Origin of the sequence: Streptomyces cahuitamycinicus, from assembly GCF_002891435.1 — a bacterium.
GTDB lineage: Bacteria > Actinomycetota > Actinomycetes > Streptomycetales > Streptomycetaceae > Streptomyces > Streptomyces cahuitamycinicus.
In genome coordinates, this window is the sequence record NZ_POUC01000182.1 from 1 (window position 1) to 15,036 (window position 15,036).

Below are 15,036 nucleotides of genomic sequence, written 5' to 3' on the forward strand. Positions count from 1 at the left end.
AGATGTGTATAACAGACAGTGCGTGGAGTGGGGGGCTCCGTCATGCGTGGGGTGGGCGCTCCGTCATGCGGGATGTCAGGCGTGGACCTGCCGCGGATCAGGGTTCAGCGCGGCCGGGGGGCGATCTGCACGTTCTCCATCACGCCGAGGGCGTCCGGGAGGAGCACCGCGGCGGAGTAGTAGGTGCTGACCAGGTACGAGTTGATCGCCTGTTCGTTGATGCCCATGAACCGCACCGAGAGCCCCGGTTCGTACTCGTCCGGCAGTCCGGTCTGCCGCAGGCCGATGACGCCCTGGTTCTCCTCGCCGGTGCGCATCGCGATGATGGAGCTGGTCTGCTCCTTGCTGATCGGGATCTTGTTGCACGGGAGGATGGGGACCCCGCGCCAGGCGGGCACGGACTGGCCGCCGAGGTCGACGTGGTCGGGGTAGAGACCGCAGGCGTTGAAGCCCCGTCCGATGGCTGCGATGGTCCTGGGGTGGGCGAGGAACAGTTTGGTGCCACGCCTGCGGCAGAGCAGGTCGTCCATGTCGTCCGGTGTGGGCGGGCCGGAACGGGGCTGGATGCGCTGCTTGAAGTCGGCGTTGTGCAGCAGCCCGAACTCGCGGTTGTTGATGAGTTCGTGTTCCTGACGCTCCCGCAAGGCCTCGACGGTGAGCCGGAGCTGCTCCTCGCTCTGGTTCATCGGACCGTTGTAGAGGTCCGCGACCCGGGTGTGGATCCTCAGGACGGTCTGTGCGACGGAGAGTTCGTACTCGCGCGGCTGCTCTTCGTAGTCGACGAAGGTGCCTGGCAGCTCGGCCTCGCCGACGTGGCCGGCCGACAGGGAGATCTCGGCCTCGCCGTGCTTGTTCTGCCGCAGCCGTGAGCGGGAACCGAACGCCTCGATGTGAGCCTGGAGGGCGGGCGCCGAGGCCTGGACGGCGGCGAAGTCGGCGCGGGAGAGGGTAAGGAGGGTGCCGGAGGTCTCGGCGGTGACCGTGCTGTCGTGGCGGGCGTCGGAGTCCAGCAGGGCGTTCTCACCGAAATGGTCGCCGTCCGCGAGGACAGCGATAGCGATCTCTCCGCCGTACTTGCCCGCGGAGGTCTGGCTGACCCGGCCGTGGGCGATCAGATGGATCCGGTCTGCGGGACTGCCACGCTCGACGAGGACGTCGCCCGCCGCGAAGTCGCGCTGCGTGCAGCGGCCGGCGAGAGCGGTGAGGACGTCGGCGTCCTCGAATCCGCGCAGCAGTGCCAGTTCACCGAGTTCCCGGGGGATCACCCGGACCGTTGCGCCCTCCTGGACGAACTCGATGCGCCCGTCGCCGAGGGTATGGCGCAGCCGCCGGTTGACCCGGTAGGCGCCTCCCTCGGCCTCGGCCCAGGGCAGCATCCGCAGCAGCCAGCGGGAGGTGATCTCCTGCATCTGCGGGGCGGATTTGGTGGTGGTGGCGAGGTTGCGGGCGGCGGCGGTACTCAGGGACTGCTGTGCCGCGTCGGTTGCGGTCTGGGTGTGCGGGATGCTGTCGACGGTCATCGGGAGGGCGTCTCTCCTTGCACGACGGGGCGTCCGGCGCACACGGGTACGCCGACCGGGAGACAGGGAGGAGTGGGCAACGAGCTGGAAGGATCACGGGGATCCCTCCACCTGCAGAAAGTTAGCCGCTGGGTGGGCCGCATCCACCAGGGAGACGAGATGCTTACCTCGAAGCAGTGACAATCAGTTGAATGCGGTTTATCGGTCCGTTGCATGGCATCGCCCCCTCTTCGGCGCGCCGCGCCGCCGGACGAACCCGGCCGACGGTGAGCCATTCCGAGGTGAAGGCGGAACCGTATGGTTGAACCGTGAAACTCATTCCCCTGGGGGCGACTTGCCGCCCGGCCCCGAGCAGCGGAAACTGTAAATGATGACGTAGAGCCCACCGATTCCGTCGACCTCTGCGCCGCCCCGAAGAGCACGAACAGAGGGGCTGACACGGTGGAGAACGAACTGCACATCCTCCTCACGGAAGAGGACGCGGAAGCAGAACGCGTCGCTGAGCTGACCGGCTACCTGCGTGAGGAACTGCTCGATCTCGACGTGGACGATGTCACGGCGCTCCCCGGCGAGGAGGTCCCTGCCGGAGCCCGGGCCGTGGACGTCACTCAGATCGGTGCTCTGCTGGTGACTCTGGGCAGTTCGGCAACCGCCCTGAACCAGGTGATGACCGTCATCCGGTCGTGGGTGGGCCGTCGCCATGACACACACCCCTCCTTGCACCTGCGAATGGGCGACGACGTGCTGGAGGTGTCCGAGGCGACCGACGACCAGGTCGCGGAGGCGTTCAAGATCTTCGTCCAGCGCCACTCCCCGGCCGGAGCCGAGCCATGACGGATGCCAGACACGCGCTGATCATCGCCAACGACCGGTACACCGACCAGGGGCTCAAGAAGCTCAAGGCGCCGGCCCGGGACGCCGCGGCCCTCGAGAAGGTGCTGCACGACCCGCAGATCGGCGCCTTCGAGGTGGAGGTCGTGCACAACGCGTCGGCCGACCTCATGCGCAGGCGGATCCAGGGTTTCTTCAAGGACCGCCGCCGCGCCGACACGCTCCTGCTGCACTTCTCCTGCCACGGCCTCAAGAGCGAGTCCGGCGAACTGTACTTCGCCGCGAGCGACACCGAGCCCCCGCTGCTGGCCGCCACTGCGGTCCCCTCCCAGTTCGTCCGCAGCTGCATGTCCGTCACGCGGGCGGGCCGCACCGTCCTGTTCCTCGACTGCTGCTACGGCGGGGCCTTCTCCCGCGGCTCGTCCTCTGTGCGCGCATCCGGAGACGTCAACGTCCTCGAGTCCTTCGCGAAGGACGAGCCGGTCAGCGGGCGGGGCTGGGCCGTCATCACCGCGTCCGACTCCATGGAATACGCCTTCGAGGGTGACGAACTCGCCGACGACTCCTCCGGTCCGCGGCCTTCGGTGTTCACCCACGCGGTGGTCGAGGGCCTGGAGACCGGCGAGGCCGACCTCGACGCGGACGGCAAGGTCTCCCTCGACGACCTGTACGAGTATGTCTACAGACAGGTACAGGAGCAGAACCCCCATCAGACGCCGAAGAAGGCGGCGGAGTTGCACGGGGAGCTGCACCTGGCACACAGCCGGCGCGGCCGCATCAAGATCGCCGCCATTCCCTCGCCGCCGTCCCTGCAGACCGCATTGAACAGTGACGACATCCTCACCCGGCAGGGCGCCGTGCTGGAGTTGCAGAAACGGCTGCACCACACGGAACTGCCCTTGGCGGAAGGGGCGCGTCAGCACCTGGAGGAGGTCGCGCGCAACGACATCCAGCAGATCGCCGTCATGGCGTCCGACGCCTTGAGCAAGATCCGGCTGGCACCGTCCCCGGACCACCTGGACTTCGGCGTGGTGCAGAAGGGTTCCGCCCCTCACAAGCAGTCCGTGACCATGCACGGCCCGCCGCTGGCCCGACACTGCGTGGCGCAGCCCAAGCAGTCGTGGCTGCGGGTCGACCCCACCGGCACCGGGCTGGAGGTCCGCGTCGACACGGCCGCCGAGGGGCGCCTGTCGGGTGACATCGCGCTGAAGGGCGTGGCCGAGGAGACGGTGATCCATGTCGAGGCGGAGGTGACCCCGGCACACGGGCCCCGTCCCACCGAACCCGAAACGGGCCCCGCGAAGGACTCCACAACGCCGCCCCATGGAACGGACGGCAAGCGGGAGACGGTGGTCATCGAGCCCTCGCGTATCCCGGCCCGTCCCAAGACACCGCCCGGGACCACTCCACAGGTCAATCGAACGGACAGACGCGCTCCCGCCCTGGCCGGTGCGGCTCTCGCCCTGGCCGTCGCAGCCATCGGCACACTCGTACTGGCCATACAGAGGGCGGTGGCGGCCCTCATGGAACGGGGCGAGGCAGGGCTGTACGGCAACGTCGAGGACAATATCCGCGAGCACGGGGCGCTCACGCCTCTCACCGTGTGTCTGATCACCGGTGCGGTGGCACTGGTCGCCGGCGCGGTGGCCCGGCACGATGTGGGGGCACGGCAGGAGCACTACACGAGGCAGGCGGCGAGCACTACGCACACGCTGACCTCGATCGCGCAAGGGCTGGCGATCCCTGCGCTCGTCCTGGCCGTCCTCGCGGGCATCGCCTACCTGGTGGGCAGCCCTCATTGGTGACCGTCTCAGCTGCCGGGCCCTCCTCCCTCACCGGGAGGTGGTGCCGGCAGCGCTGTGGGGCGCCGACCGTGGGCGGGCCCGTCCCGACCTCGGAGCTCGCCGCCCGCCTCGGCTCCAGCGAACCGCAGGTCACCTGTGCTCTGTGGACCCCGCGCGAGGCGGGCCTGGTGCGCTCGACCGGGACGGGCGCACGAAGGCGACTCAGCCGGTTGCCGGCGGCTCGGCGAACTGGTTGGTGTCGAAGAGCCGGTTGATGTGCCCGCCGAGCTCGGACCAGTGCTGTCCGGAGAGTTCGGCCGCGGCGCGGGCATCCCCGGCGGTACAGACATCGATGAGTCGGTCGTGGTGTTCGATGGTGTTGCGGCCACCTAGGAGAGTGGAGAACTTGCGGTGGAGAATGCGGTGGATCTGCGGGTGCAGCTGCTCGACGATCCGGCTGAGCACGGGGTTGTCTGCGGCAGCGATGGGGACCGCGTGGTAGCGGTCGTCCGCGGCCAGGGCAGCCGCGGTGTCGTTGGCGGCCACGGCCCGTTCGAAGTCGCGGTTGGCCTGGCGCATCTGCTGCAGATGCCCCTCGGTCATGACCGGCACGGCCGTTTCGATGGCCAGCTGGTCCAGAGCGCGCAGCACGGAGAGGGTCTTCTCGACGTCATGGCGGTTGAGGGTGGTGATGCGGGTGTACACGCCGGGCTTGGCCTCCACCAGGCCGATGTCGACTAGCCGGGCGAGCGCCTCGCGCACCGGGGTGCGGCTGAGCCCGAGACGCTCGGCGAGTTCGCTGTCCTTGACCTTCTCGCCGGGCACGAGTTCCCCGCGCACGATGGAGTCGCGCAAGCGGTCGAAGACCTCGTCGCTGAGGAGACGGCGGGATACGGGATGGTCAAGTGACATATTGCGTACAGTACATCGCTCGGGCCCTCGTCTACCCGGTCGTGTGAGCGGCTCCGGCACGGCGGACCAGGGCTTGGGCCAGTATGAGCGCCGGGTCGACTAGGGGGACGTCCACAGCGTCGGCGCGCAGGCCCAGCGGGATCTCGGTACAGCCCGCGATGACCGCCTGGGCCCCTCGTGCGGTCAGGCGCTGCGCGGCGCGGGCCAGCAGTGCGGCCGTCCTGTCATCGTGCGTACCTGCCTTCACCGCGTGGACGGCGGTCGTGACCTCCTGGTCCTGACTGGCGGCGCCGGGCAGCAGGAGGCGGATGCCGGAGCGGTCCAGCCACTCCTGGTAGAGCCCCGCGCGTACGGTGCCGGCCGTGGCCAGCAGACCGACGGTGTGGATCCGCGGGCTCAGCGTGGTCAGGTGCCGGGCGACTTCGCCGATCATGTGGACGATGGGCAGGCCGACGTGGCCGGCGATGTGGGGAACGAAGGCATGTGCCGTGTTGCAGGGGATGGCGATGACAGTGGCGCCTGCCTCGCGCAGCACCCGGCCACCGTCGAGCAGCCACGGCGTGGGATCGGGGCCGTCGCCGAGGAGAGCCTCGGAGCGGTCGGGAATGGTGGGGTCGGACCAGATGACCGTCCTGAGGTGGTCCTGGTCGCTGGTGCCGGGGGTGATCGAGACGAGTTTGGCGTAGAAGTCGGCGGTGGCCGCCGGGCCCATGCCGCCCAGGATGCCGATGACCTCGCTCGTACGGGCGGGCACGCTCACTGGACGGTCTCCTTCTGCAGGTCGGTGGCCTCGGTGGCGACCTCCGCGTAGGAGGTGTCGCTGCCGCGCTTGGCTTCGCGTCGTTTCTCGGAGCTGTCGACGACCGCGGCGGCGAGGGAGTTGCCGATGACGTTCACGCCGGTGCGGGCCATGTCGACGATGAAGTCGACTCCGAGGAGCAGGGCGACGCCCTCGGCGGGCAGTCCGACGCTGTTGCCGGCCGCTATGAGAACGACGATGGAGGCGGATGCCACGCCGGCCATGCCCTTGGAGAGGATCACCAGCACGCCCACCATCAGGAGAAGGGCGGGCAACGAGGTGTCGGCGCCGTAGGCGTTGGCGAGGAAGACCAGCGCGGCCGCCTGGTAGAGGACCGAGCCGTCGGTGTTGAAGGAGTAGCCGAGGGGGACGACGAACGAGGTCGTCGACCGGCTGAGCCCGAAGGCTTCCAGCCTGCTCATCAGCGGGGCCAGGACGGACTCCGAGCTACGGGTGACGAAGGCGATGCCCGCCAGGTTGGCGACCGACTTCAGCAGCGCGACGTAGCGGATGCGGTAGAACGCGGCGATGAGCGGGAAGAGCCCGCCGACCACGATGGCCAGGCCCGCGTAGACCACCGCGACGAAGCCCGCGAGGCTCCGCAGGTTGCCGAAGCCGTAGTGGGCGACGTCGTAGGAGATGAAGCCGAGCACGCCCAGCGGGGCGACGCGGATGACGTAGCCGACCACCTTGAACATCACCGTCGAAACCGACTCCAGGACGTCGGCGAAGGGCTTGGACTTCTCTCCGATCGCGGCCACGGCCACGCCCACCAGCAGGGCGAACGTGATGGCGCCGAGCAGGTTGCCCTCACCGAACGCGGCGAAGATGTTCTTCGGCACGGCGTGCAGGATCAGTTCGTGGAAGTCGATGCCCTGGCTCATGCCCTCCAGGTCCTTGGCGTCGGCTCCCACGACGGGTGCGTTCTTGCCGATGCCGGTGAACTTGGCGAGGCCCACCGCGATCAGCAGGATCACGGTGGTGACGAGCTCGAAGTAGAGGATCGCCTTGCCGGCGATCCGGCCGACCTTCTTGACCGACTCCACGCGGGCGATGCCCAGCACGATGAGCGGGAAGACCAGGGGCAGGACGACCACCTGGACCAGGTTGAGAAAGACGTCGCCGAGGATCTTCATCTGCTCGCCGGTGGCGGGCGCGAAGGTGCCGAGGGTGGCTCCGAGTCCTACGGCGATGATCGACTGCACGCCGATCGGCATCCTCAGGCATCGACGCAGCAGTCCCGCGGGCTTCGTTTCGGTGGTGTCCGCGCTGGTGGCAGGCGTGTTCGGGGTGTTCATGGAAGCCTCCCGGCACTCCAATATATTGCGCTCTGCGTATTGGGCGGTAGACTGGGCTCCAGAACGGTGGCCTGTCAAGGGGTTCGCACCGGCATCGCCGACGGGACCCGGCACGAACGAGGAGACTCGGATGGCGCACGACAAACGGGTGGAACACGACCTCGTGGGAGACATGGAGGTCCCTGCCGACGCCTACTCCGGCGTGCACACGGTGCGAGCGGTACACAACTTCGCGATCACCGGGTCGACCATCGCCCGGTTCCCCGACCTGATCGCGTCACTGGCAGCGGTCAAGCAAGCGGCCGCACAGGCCAATCGAGATCTGGGGCTGCTCCCACCGGACATCGCCGAAGCGATCATCAGCGCATGCGACGAGATCCGCTCCGGACAGTTGCACGAGCAGTTCGTCGTCGACCCTGTCCAGGGCGGGGCCGGCACCTCCACGAACACGAACGCCAATGAGGTCATCGCGAACCGGGCCCTGGAGATCCTTGGCCATCAGCGCGGCTTCTACGACGTGATCCATCCCCTCGACGACGTCAACCTCGGCCAGAGCACCAACGACGTCTACCCCACCGCCATTCGCCTGGCCATGGTCGGCTCGCTGCGCAAGCTGGGCGACTCGATGAAGGCGCTGGCCGACGCGTTCGGCGTGAAGGCGGAGGAGTTCGGCGACGTCCTCAAGGTGGGGCGAACCCAGCTCCAGGACGCTGTTCCCATGACACTCGGCCAGGAGTTCACGACCTATGCCGTCATGATCGAGGAGGATCGTCAACGCCTCACGGAGGCAGCCGCCCTGCTGCTGGAGCCCAACCTCGGCGGGACCGCGATCGGCACCGGCATCAACGGACACCCCCGCTATGCCGAACTCGCCTGTTCATACCTCGCCGGCATGAGCGGTGAACCCGTCCGGCCCGCGAACGACTTCATCGAAGCCACCCAGGACTGCGGCGCCTTCGTCCAGCTGTCCGGCGTCCTCAAGCGCGTCGCGGTGAAGCTCTCCAAGACGTGCAACGACCTGCGCCTGATGTCCTCCGGCCCCACCGCCGGCTTGGGTGAGATCAACCTGCCTCCGGTGCAGGCCGGTTCCTCGATCATGCCCGGCAAGGTCAACCCGGTGATCCCGGAGGGTGAACCAGGTCGCCTTCGAGGTCATCGGCAACGACCTGACGGTGACGATGGCCGCCGAGGCGGGCCAGCTCCGCTCAACGCCTTCGAGCCCGTCATCGCCTACAGTCTGCTGCGTTCCCTGGCCCACCTGCGCGCAGCCTGTGACACCCTCGCGACCCGGTGCGTGCCCGGTATCACGGCCAATCGCGAGCACCTCCACGACACGGTTCACCGTTCCATCGGCCTGGTGACCGCGCTCGCTCCGCACATCGGCTACGCCGCCTCCACGGCCCTTGCCCGTCGGGCCCTTGCGACAGGCCGCACCATCAAGGACCTCGCCACGGAAGCCGGCCTGCTCACCGCCGACCAACTGGACGCGATCCTGCGCCCCGAAGCCCTCACCCGGCCCTTCCCGCAGCCCGTGGTGACAGCCGCTCCACTCGCAACATAGCAACGCTCCCGGCCCTGTCTGGCGGTCCACGGGCGCCGTGCAGGCGTTCGGCCCACATCAGCCAGGCAGGGTCCTACGGCAACTCGTGCCTGTGATCTGCGTGTTGACGCCGAAGGTCGCAGTCATGAGGGCTGCGCCGGCAAAGAGGACACCACACAGCGGGAACAACTGGCCTCTCATGTCCGTACCATCTCTCACCAAGGCTGCTCGCGGGACGCGCAACTCCCCCGCCGGGCCGCCGAAGCCCCGCCCCAGGACAGGCAACACCGGCAGCATGCCTGTGACGCCGAGGAAAGGTCAGTGCCATGCCCGAGACAACGACTCCCGCAACCGAACTGGCATCGCAGTACATCGCACAGGTGACCGGCGATCTCGAAGCCAACCTCAAGGAGCAAGAACGTATCGGTGCGGAAATCACCACCTTGCAGGAGCAGCTCGCCGCTCTTCAGCACGACCATGGCGTGCTGGTGAGCATGCAGCAGGCACTCGGCCTCACCACACCGTCGAACGGGTCCGCAGCCGAGTCCGATAGTGCCGTGCTGCCTTCCCCGCGCCGGAAGAAGGCCGCTCCGGCGGCCGGCGAGAAGCAGAAGACACGTAAGGCCACTGCCACGCCGGCGAAGAAGGCAGCCAGGAAGCCCGCGGCGAAGAAGCCCGCGGGCAAGACGGCGGACAGCGCCAAGGCGCCGGAGCCCACCCTGGTCGAGCTCATCCGCCGCCATCTCATCGAGCAGAAGGAACCGCGCTCCGCGGCGGAGATCTCCACCGCGCTCACCGAAGCCCACCCCCACCGCGGCATCGCGGCCAAGGTCGTGCGCGTCACGCTCGAAGGACTCGTGGCCAAGAGCCAGGCCGAGCGCTCCAAGCAGGGCAGGTCCGTCTTCTACACCGCCCCCGCCTCGGAGTCGGCGGCTGCGGCCGAGACCGAAGCGCAGCCCAAGGGCTCGGACAACTGACAGTGCGTCCGGCCCTCGCCCGCGCCGCGGCGGACTCGGCGACTCAGGCCAGGGCCTGCGCGACATAGAGGATGCCCAGGCCTGCAGCCAGGCCGCCGGGGACGGGGCGCAGGCACCTCTCCGGCAGGCGGGCTGCAGGCGGGCCCGAGCCACCGGTCGGGTGCGATGTCGCCGATCCTGATCGCAGACAGCAGCGCCGGGCGACAGTGCGCCCGGCGTCGGGCAGTGCACCCAACTCCCTGATCGGCGCCGGCCGCCGTCTTGACAACCCCCGAACCCAGGGGAAAGGCTGTTGCACATAGAGAGCCCAGTTGCTCAATAGGAAACGGGAGCCCGCTCGTGGCCATCTCCGTCTTCGACCTCTTCTCCATCGGCATAGGGCCGTCCAGTTCACACACTGTCGGCCCCATGCGCGCCGCCGGCATGTTCGCCGGACGACTGGAGGAGGAAGGGCTCCTCGTCCGCACGGCAGCGGTGCGAGCCGAGCTCTTCGGCTCCCTCGGCGCCACCGGATACGGCCACGGCAGCCCCAAGGCAGTGCTGCTCGGCCTGGAGGGCAACGAGCCGCACACGGTAGACGTAGCCGAAGCCGGGCGGGACGTCGAGCGGATCGCATCGACGGGGCGGCTGCGACTGCTGGGCCGCGACCTGGGCGATGCCCACGAGATCGGCTTCGACCCGGACAGGCAGTTGGTGCTGCACCGCCGCCGTTCGCTGCCGTACCACGCCAACGGCATGACGTTGTTCGCGTACGACGCCGAGGGCACACCGCTGCTGGAGAAGACGTACTACTCGGTCGGCGGCGGGTTCGTCGTCGACGAGGACGCGGCGGGCGCGGGCCGGGTCAAGCTCGACGACACCGTGCTCAAATACCCGTTCACCAGCGGTGACGAGCTGCTGCGGCTGAGCCGGGAGACGGGCCTGTCGATCTCTGCACTGATGCTGGAGAACGAACTGGCCTGGCGCAGCGAACAGGAGATCCGTACCGGCCTGCTGGAGATCTGGCGGGTGATGCGGGAATGCGTCGCGAGCGGACTGGCCTGCGAGGGGATTCTGCCGGGTGGGCTGAAGGTCCGCCGCCGGGCCACCGCCGTGGCCAAGGCGCTGCGGGCCGACGGCGATCCGGCCGGGCGGGCGCTGGAGTGGGTGACCCTCTACGCCATGGCCGCGGGGGGCCTCGCCGAGGTCCTCGGCGGTTCACCGGAACAGGTGGAGAACGCCGCTGAGATCGGCATGGAGCACAACCTAGGTCTGACGTGCGACCCGGTCGGCGGCCTGGTCCAGATCCCGTGTATCGAGCGGAACGGCATGGCAGCGGTCAAGGCCGTCACCGCGGCTCGGATGGCCCTGCGGGGCGACGGCCGCCACCACGTCTCCCTGGACAAGGTCATCAAGACCATGAAGGAGACCGGCGCCGACATGAAGGTCAAGTACAAGGAGACGGCCCGCGGCGGGCTCGCGGTCAACGTCATCGAGTGCTGATGAGCAGCCCACGCGGCGGAGTCGGGCGAGCGGGAACGACCCTGACCGCAGGCCGGTCAGCGCACCGGTTCCAGCCGGACCGCAATCCGCCGCGGGGCAGGCGGGACTCTGCGGACACGGCCTAACGTTCCGCGAGGTTCGAGCGGGTACCGAGGCGGTCCTGGACCCAGTCGTGGAACTCGCCGATGTGGTGCTCGCTGGGCACCAGGACTCCGCCCTTGGCGTACAGCCGGGAGCTCATGGCCGGCTGGCAGCGCTCGCAGGCGTCGAAGTCCTGCCGGTTGACCCGGTCGAACAGCTCCACGGACCGGCTGACGTCCCGGCCGCTCTCCACCACGCCCTTCAGGTACAGCCAGTCGCACTCCACGATGGTGCGGTCGACCGCGACCGGGAACATCCGGTGGAAGATCACATGGTCGGGCACGAGGTTGATGAACACCTGCGGGCGCACCGTGATGGCGTAGTACCGGCGGTCCTGGTCCTCGGTGACGCCCGGGATGCGGTCCAGGCCCTCCGAGCCGTCCACGGTGAAGCCCTGGACGTCCGCGCCGAACTCGGCGCCGTGACCCACGTAGAACTGCGCGGCGTACCCGTCGGCGAACTCCGGCAGCACCTCGGTCAGCTCCGGGTGGATGGTCGCGCAGTGGTAGCACTCCATGAAGTTCTCGATGATCAGCTTCCAGTTGGCCTGGACGTCGTAGACGATCCGCCGGCCGACCTCCAGGCTCTCGACGTCGTAGCGCTCGATGGACTCGACGTCGCCCAGGCGCGCGACCACGTCGGCGATCACCGACTCCTCGAACGGCGGCGGGTTCTCGGCCAGGCACACCCACACGTAGCCCAGCCACTCGTGTACGGCCACGCTCGCCAGGCCGTACTCGGTGCGGCCGACGTCCGGCATCCTGGTCAGGTTCGGGGCTGCGACGAGTTTGCCGTTCAGGTCGTACGTCCAGGCGTGGTACGGGCACTGGAAGGCCCGCTTCACCTCGCCGGACTCCTCCGTGCAGAGTTTCGCGCCCCGGTGCCGGCACACGTTGAAGAAGGCCCGGACGGAGCTGTCCCGCGAGCGGGTCAGCAGGACGCTCTCCCGCCCGACGTCAACGGTCCGGAACGCACCCGGCTTGGCCAGTTCAGACGAGCGTGCCGCGCAGAACCACATGGATTCGAAGATGTGCTCCTGCTCCAGGCGGAAGATCTCCGGGTCCGTGTAGTGGTCACCGGGAAGGGTCGCGATCAGGCTGTCCGGCAGGCCGGTCGTAGTCATGGTTCACCTCGGAGTGAAGCGCCCCGGTCGGGCGAGTGGTTGCCTCATGCGCAACGGACCTCTTGCTACGCAACTCACAGTGCAGTCCACCGGAAGCACTGTCAAGACCTTGACCACGGACCGCCACAGCCGGGACCATGTTGCGTATCAGTCCTACTGTTGCGCAATACGCACTTTCCTCAGGGAGGCTCAGTGTCTCTTGGACCCACAACGTGCCGTGAGTTCGTCCTCACCCTGTCGTGCCCGGACCGCTCGGGCCTCGTCCACGCCGTCACCGGCTTCCTCGTCCGGCACTCCGGCAACATCCAGGAGAGCCAGCAGTTCGACGACCGGCTCAAGGACCGCTTCTTCATGCGGGTGCACTTCGACGTCACGGACCCGGGCATGACGCTGGAGGACCTGAAGTCCGGCTTCGCCCCGGTGGCGGAGGCGTACCGGATCTCCTGGCAGCTGTACGAGGCGTCGACCCCGACGCGCACGCTGATCATGGTGTCGAAGTTCGGGCACTGCCTCAACGACCTGCTCTTCCGCTGCCGTACCGGTGCGCTGAACATCGAGGTGCCGGCGATCGTCTCCAATCACCGGGACTTCGAGCCGCTCGCCGAGAGCTACGGGATCCCGTTCCACCACGTGCCCGTGACCCGGGAGACGAAGCCCGACGCGGAGGCGAGGCTGCTGGAGCTCGTCGAGGAGCTGGACATCGACCTGGTGGTCCTCGCCCGCTACATGCAGATCCTGTCGAACGACCTGTGCAAGCAGCTCGAAGGCCGGGCGATCAACATCCACCACTCGTTCCTGCCGAGCTTCAAGGGCGCCCGGCCCTACGTCCAGGCGCACGAGCGCGGCGTCAAGCTCGTCGGAGCGACGGCCCATTACGTCACCCCGGACCTCGACGAGGGGCCCATCATCGAGCAGGACGTCGTCCGTGTGAGCCACTCACAGGGACCGGAGAGCCTGGTCGCCCTGGGGCGCGACGTCGAAGCGCAGGTCCTGGCGCGGGCGGTGGAATGGCACAGCCAGAGCCGCATCATGGTCAACGACAACCGAACGGTCGTCTTCCGCTGAGGAAAGTGGCCCCCACCCCCTCACACCTGTTGCCCATTTCGCCTAGGGTTTCGCCATGAGCAACCACAGTGCCGAGTCCGCAGGCGCTCCCAGTGGCGGAGTGCAGTCCGTTGACCGTGCTGTCGCCGTGCTGGAGATCCTCGCCCAGCACGGCGAGGCAGGCGTGAGTGAGGTGGCCGCGGCGATCGACGTCCACAAGTCCACCGCCTTCCGTCTGCTCGGCGCGCTGGAAGCGCACGGGATGGTCGAGCAGGAGAGCGAGCGCGGAAAGTACCGTCTCGGCTTCGGAGTCGTACGCCTGGCCGGCGCAGTGACGGGCCGCATCGCCGTCACCCGGCACGGCCGGGGCATCTGCGAACGTCTCGTCGACGACGTGGGCGAGACGATGAACATCGCCGTGCTCGAGTCCCACCACGCGATCAACCTCTACCAGGTGCGCAGCACCTCGGCCATCGCCGCGCAGAACTGGGTGGGGCGGCAGACACCGCTGCACTGCACGTCGAGCGGCAAGATCCTCCTCGCCCACCTCGGCCGCAAGGACCGCGATGAGCTCCTCACCGCGACCGGCCTACCCCCTCTGACACCTCACACGGTGACCTCCAGGAAGAAGCTGGAGGCGGACCTCGCCGAGGCCCGTGAGCAGGGCTACGCCATCACGATGCAGGAGTACGAGGAGGGCCTCAACGCCCTCTCAGCGCCCGTGCGTTCGGATGAGGGTGAGGTCATCGCCGCGCTCAGTGCGTCGGGTCCGGCCTTCCGGCTGACCGAGGGTCGCATGATGGAACTGGCGGAGGTGCTGGTCGCGGGAGCGGACGAGCTCAGCCGCCGTCTCGGCTATACGGGCTGAGGCCCGGCCTCTCGGGCTGAGGCCCGGCCTGCCTCGTTGGCCAGGACAGGAGTCGTTGACCAGGACAGACTCGCACGCCGAGCGGCGGGCGGAGAACCGGTACCCGGTTCTCCGCCCGCCGCTTCCGTGGTGTCCGTGTCAGCCCTCCACTCCACGGCGGCGTCCAGCAGCCAGTCCGTCAGGTAGCCGGCGAAGGAGGAGCGGACCAGTACCCAGAACCCGGCCCTCGGGTCGTCACGGGCCACCAGGACGACCTGGGTGCGGCCCAGGGTCGTCTGGGCGCAGCGGCCCGGGCCGAAGACGCGTGGGTGCAGGTCGAGCGAGCAGCCATGGGCCAGCAGGTCGTGAGCGCGGAGGCCGGCGACGAGGAGCGTGGTGCGCTGAGCAGAAACGTCGACGACGGACACGGGCTCGTCACCGGCGGCCTCCCGGATCCGGTTCTCCAGCCCGCGCTGACCGCCCGGCGGACCCACCACGAGCCACTCGTCGGGGCCGAGCCGCAGGGCGGTCAGCTCTCCGGCGCGGACGAGGGTGCCGGGTTCGAGGGGCAGTTGCAGGCCCAGTGCCAGTCCGACGGCGTCCGCCGCTGCTCCCTTGGGATCGAGGCGGACGTTGATCTGGGTCAGGAAGGGCAGTTCCGCGAGGCGGATGGCGCCCCCGGAGGTGCGGGTCGCGGCGGCCAGCCGGTCCGTGGCGTGCGACAGGGGGCTGCGGGGC

At 68.6% G+C, this 15,036-nt stretch carries 11 protein-coding genes and 2 pseudogenes; 7 read left to right on the forward strand and 6 right to left on the reverse strand.

Annotation, left to right across the window (positions count from 1 at the left end):
* Positions 1 to 104: 104 nt before the first annotated feature.
* The gene (locus C1J00_RS23335) at positions 105 to 1,520 is read right to left on the reverse strand and encodes a family 2B encapsulin nanocompartment shell protein (protein ID WP_102911013.1); all 1,416 of its coding nucleotides are present in this window, start codon (positions 1,518 to 1,520) and stop codon (positions 105 to 107) included.
* Positions 1,521 to 1,961: 441 nt separating this feature from the next.
* Here C1J00_RS23335 and C1J00_RS23340 point away from each other — a divergent pair, with 441 nt between their 5' ends.
* Together C1J00_RS23340 and C1J00_RS23345 are read left to right on the forward strand one after the other, a co-directional pair.
* Positions 1,962 to 2,354, forward strand: coding sequence for a hypothetical protein (locus C1J00_RS23340; RefSeq protein WP_102911014.1), 393 nt, complete (start codon positions 1,962 to 1,964; stop codon positions 2,352 to 2,354).
* On the forward strand, positions 2,351 to 4,156 hold the full coding sequence (locus tag C1J00_RS23345; RefSeq protein ID WP_102911015.1) for a caspase family protein: 1,806 nt from the start codon (positions 2,351 to 2,353) through the stop codon (positions 4,154 to 4,156). Before C1J00_RS23340 ends, C1J00_RS23345 begins: the two co-directional genes overlap by 4 nt.
* Positions 4,157 to 4,357: 201 nt before the next feature.
* Here C1J00_RS23345 and C1J00_RS23355 read toward each other — a convergent pair whose 3' ends face one another.
* Genes C1J00_RS23355 through C1J00_RS23365 form a run of 3 tightly spaced genes read right to left on the reverse strand, consistent with a single transcriptional unit; the run spans position 4,358 to position 7,144 of the window.
* Entirely contained in the window at positions 4,358 to 5,047 is a 690-nt protein-coding gene (locus C1J00_RS23355; RefSeq protein WP_102911016.1) for a GntR family transcriptional regulator, read from the reverse strand.
* 31 nt (positions 5,048 to 5,078) lie between these two features.
* Positions 5,079 to 5,807 carry a cysteate racemase gene (gene cuyB, locus C1J00_RS23360; protein ID WP_102911017.1) on the reverse strand — a complete coding sequence of 243 codons (729 nt, stop codon included), beginning with the start codon at positions 5,805 to 5,807 and terminating at the stop codon, positions 5,079 to 5,081.
* Positions 5,804 to 7,144, reverse strand: coding sequence for a dicarboxylate/amino acid:cation symporter (locus C1J00_RS23365; RefSeq protein WP_245936470.1), 1,341 nt, complete (start codon positions 7,142 to 7,144; stop codon positions 5,804 to 5,806). The genes cuyB and C1J00_RS23365 overlap by 4 nt, the downstream gene beginning before the upstream one ends.
* Positions 7,145 to 7,274: 130 nt before the next feature.
* Here C1J00_RS23365 and C1J00_RS23370 point away from each other — a divergent pair.
* From C1J00_RS23370 to C1J00_RS23380, 3 genes and pseudogenes are all read left to right on the forward strand, one after another.
* Positions 7,275 to 8,705 (forward strand): annotated as a pseudogene (locus tag C1J00_RS23370) (aspartate ammonia-lyase).
* Positions 8,706 to 9,010: 305 nt separating this feature from the next.
* A complete protein-coding gene (locus tag C1J00_RS23375; RefSeq protein ID WP_102911018.1) occupies positions 9,011 to 9,661 on the forward strand; it encodes a hypothetical protein in 651 nt (216 codons plus the stop codon).
* Between the two features lie 339 nt (positions 9,662 to 10,000).
* Positions 10,001 to 11,143: a serine dehydratase beta chain gene (locus tag C1J00_RS23380; RefSeq protein WP_102911019.1), complete on the forward strand. Its 1,143-nt coding sequence runs from the start codon at positions 10,001 to 10,003 to the stop codon at positions 11,141 to 11,143.
* A gap of 121 nt (positions 11,144 to 11,264) precedes the next feature.
* On the opposite strand, the gene C1J00_RS23385 is transcribed toward C1J00_RS23380, so the two are convergent.
* Positions 11,265 to 12,407 carry an aromatic ring-hydroxylating oxygenase subunit alpha gene (locus C1J00_RS23385; RefSeq protein ID WP_102911020.1) on the reverse strand — a complete coding sequence of 381 codons (1,143 nt, stop codon included), beginning with the start codon at positions 12,405 to 12,407 and terminating at the stop codon, positions 11,265 to 11,267.
* A 192-nt stretch (positions 12,408 to 12,599) separates the two neighbouring features.
* Here C1J00_RS23385 and purU point away from each other — a divergent pair, with 192 nt between their 5' ends.
* Together purU and C1J00_RS23395 are read left to right on the forward strand one after the other, a co-directional pair.
* Positions 12,600 to 13,472 carry a formyltetrahydrofolate deformylase gene (gene purU, locus C1J00_RS23390; protein ID WP_102911021.1) on the forward strand — a complete coding sequence of 291 codons (873 nt, stop codon included), beginning with the start codon at positions 12,600 to 12,602 and terminating at the stop codon, positions 13,470 to 13,472.
* 55 nt (positions 13,473 to 13,527) lie between these two features.
* Positions 13,528 to 14,319, forward strand: a complete 792-nt coding sequence (locus C1J00_RS23395; RefSeq protein WP_102911022.1) for an IclR family transcriptional regulator — start codon at positions 13,528 to 13,530, stop codon at positions 14,317 to 14,319.
* A 146-nt stretch (positions 14,320 to 14,465) separates the two neighbouring features.
* Here the strand turns inward: C1J00_RS23395 and C1J00_RS23400 are convergent.
* Positions 14,466 to 15,036: pseudogene (locus C1J00_RS23400) on the reverse strand (sarcosine oxidase subunit gamma); the annotation flags it as partial.

Excerpts from the sequence above, each read along its gene's own strand:
- C1J00_RS23375 (WP_102911018.1), top strand. The coding sequence starts at position 9,011 with ATGCCCGAGACAACGACTCCCGCAACCGAACTGGCATCGCAGTACATC.
- C1J00_RS23345 (WP_102911015.1), top strand. The coding sequence starts at position 2,351 with ATGACGGATGCCAGACACGCGCTGATCATCGCCAACGACCGGTACACC.
- C1J00_RS23335 (WP_102911013.1), bottom strand. The coding sequence starts at position 1,520 with ATGACCGTCGACAGCATCCCGCACACCCAGACCGCAACCGACGCGGCA.
- C1J00_RS23385 (WP_102911020.1), bottom strand. The coding sequence starts at position 12,407 with ATGACTACGACCGGCCTGCCGGACAGCCTGATCGCGACCCTTCCCGGT.
- C1J00_RS23355 (WP_102911016.1), bottom strand. The coding sequence starts at position 5,047 with ATGTCACTTGACCATCCCGTATCCCGCCGTCTCCTCAGCGACGAGGTC.
- C1J00_RS23365 (WP_245936470.1), bottom strand. The coding sequence starts at position 7,144 with ATGAACACCCCGAACACGCCTGCCACCAGCGCGGACACCACCGAAACG.
- C1J00_RS23395 (WP_102911022.1), top strand. The coding sequence starts at position 13,528 with ATGAGCAACCACAGTGCCGAGTCCGCAGGCGCTCCCAGTGGCGGAGTG.